The organism is Bradyrhizobium sp. P2_E8, assembly GCF_056403875.1.
The window spans coordinates 1-2,385 of sequence record NZ_JBFUES010001070.1; the positions used below are offsets into that span (position 1 = coordinate 1).

The 2,385-nt window shown below is 58.0% G+C and carries 2 protein-coding genes; both read right to left on the reverse strand.

Annotated features, from left to right (window positions below; genetic code table 11):
* Positions 1-97: 97 nt before the first annotated feature.
* Positions 98-310 (reverse strand): hypothetical protein, encoded by a 213-nt coding sequence (locus tag AC1D00_RS36740; protein ID WP_404554814.1) that lies wholly within the window; start codon positions 308-310, stop codon positions 98-100.
* Between the two features lie 353 nt (positions 311-663).
* Positions 664-1,788 (reverse strand): glycosyltransferase family 87 protein, encoded by a 1,125-nt coding sequence (locus tag AC1D00_RS36745; protein WP_404554812.1) that lies wholly within the window; start codon positions 1,786-1,788, stop codon positions 664-666.
* Positions 1,789-2,385: the final 597 nt, after the last annotated feature.

Consider the following 2,385-nt stretch of genomic DNA (forward strand, 5'->3'; position numbering starts at 1 on the left):
TAGGAACACTCCTCCTGTTAAGCTGTGGCAATCCAACTCATCGAGTGCAAAATGAGGCGGGGGGCACGGTGCAATGCCCCCCCCGCGAGGAGCCGTATCAGGCGACGGCAGAGGTGACCTTGGCGGCAATAGCCGTGATCGCATTGGTCAGCGCAGTGGCGATAGGGCCAGTACCACCAGCACCGAACGCAGCAGCCACCGCGGCGACGATACAAGCGGCGACGATCACGTACTCGAACGACACAACGCCGTCCTGGGCAGCGCGCAGACGCTTCAACGCTTCCGTGGTCATGATGTAGTATTTCAACATGGAAAACCCCTTCTTTGAAGATGAATTTGCCGAATGCAGGTGGCGGACAACGCCGATCCCAACGGGACATTTATAGAGTCTGGCGCGAGGAGCGGCTGGGATTTCCGGAGGTAACTCGAAAGTACGTCCGGACAAGTACGGGCAAGCTATATCGGATGATGCGGGGCGCGCGAGGGGGCGCAAGGCTTCGCAGACACCGGTAGAGCTCTCGACCGACGCCGGCCTCAGTGTACTCCTGCTATCCAAGGCAAGCAGATCGAACCGCGCCGCTTCACCAGCGCCTCGGTTGGATTGAATAATGTATGGTCGAGCGCCGTCCATTCCACCCGGGGGCGACGGCTTGGCAAATCTCGTTAGCGCTCGATTGCCTGAATTGGCCCCTGCTGAACCTCAAGCCGAAGCTCGCCGGTGCCTCGCAACAGGACTCGAAGTACGAGTCCGAGAAGAACGAGAAGCGCGAAACCGCTGAACGCTGGTACGGGGTACTCAATCGCACCTGCTCCGTACTGGATGCTCAGTCGCAAAACCTGGAGCAGGCCGTAAGATCCTGCGATGAGCGTCAAGCTGTAGATAGCGACGCGCTCGCGCTCGCTTGCGAGACGTGTGAGATCGGGCAACAAAAGGGCCATGCCTATACCGAGGATTGGCAGGTCGTAGTCGTAGGCGTATGGGCTGATCAGCACTGAAGCGATGCCCGCCAGGCCCAGCGACCAGCGCGCCGGTAGGTCGCGGTAGATCGCGAGGGCGACAACCGAGGAGGCGAACACTGCAACGACGACTTGGCCCGCAAAAGCCAGCGAGGCGGAAAGACCGGCGGTTCGCAGTACGGCATAGACAGAAATCGAGCGAAACAAAGCAAACCCTCCGCGCTCGAGGAAAGCGCTGGAGTCGTGCACGCTCCCCAGAAACGCGCTCCAGATCTGAGGCCCCAGCAACAACGAGCAGAGGATCGAACTCAAGAAGATTACGGCCATCGCGGTGATGACGGTGATCCAGCGGCGTGCGAGCAGCGCATAAACCGCGATCGCAATCGCAAGGTGCGGCTTGATCACCATCACGCCAAGGCTCAATCCGGCTACAGGCTGCCGCCGTTCAATGGTCAGACACGCAAGGCCAATGAGGCCACCGGTCAGAAAGCCGTTCTGACCGCAGGCGAGCGTGAGGAACAGTGCCGGCGAAAGCAAAATCACGACCAGCGAGAAACAACCTTTCGCAATTGCCCTTAACGTCATGAGATAAAACGCGAGGGTGGCCGCGATAAACAGGAAGTATGCGGCGCCGACAGGAATGAGGGCTAACGGTGCGACCAACAAATCGAACTGGGGTGGATATGTCCAGTGCAGGAGGTCAACCTTGCCCCCGACTGTATCCATCTGCATCTTTGTGAAGCGGTCAAAATCGTAGGCCTGCTCGGCATCGCCAAGCCAGACTCTTTGGGCGACGATATAAAACGCATCAAAGTCGAGAAGAGGTCTCATTTGCCCGACTTCCCAACGGGAGAGCCAGCCGGTCATGAGGATGAGGACGATAGTCAATCCCGCGATGATGTAGTGCGCGTACCTCGTCCGTTTCCCCCTAGAAGTTTTGACCACCTCAAATGTCCTAACTGACATAGGTACAGCCTTTAGCAAATTGGCCTTGCTCAATGAAATGCAATTGAATTGATTGCGCATGCCAGAACCGGATTCTCTCAAGCAATCGATTTAATTGAGCGGTACATGTGCGGCGCAGGCATAGGCATACGGAAGCTAGCACTTTCCCGCTCGGCCAGGGGGAAAAAGACGCCCGAGGCTAGCCGCTCTGCTGGCCGCCGAGTTCAAACGACGCTCGCTTAAGCTGCGGGAGAAGCGCCTTTTCCGCTGAATCACGATCAGGCCTCACTGATGAAACGCCGCGCCCTTGACGCATCAAGGGCAATCCATTTTGCGGTGATCCCCCTGGCCGCGATACGCTGGGCTTAAAACTATCGTCTCATCGGGCGGCGATCATCGCCCCTCCAACTAGAACGGCAACGACCGCTATCGACAGCATAAACGCGATCAGGATGATATCTGCGATCATGCTGCGCCGTCCTC

Coding starts and splice junctions, on each gene's coding strand:
- AC1D00_RS36745 (WP_404554812.1), bottom strand. CDS start 1,788: ATGAGACCTCTTCTCGACTTTGATGCGTTTTATATCGTCGCCCAAAGA.
- AC1D00_RS36740 (WP_404554814.1), bottom strand. CDS start 310: ATGTTGAAATACTACATCATGACCACGGAAGCGTTGAAGCGTCTGCGC.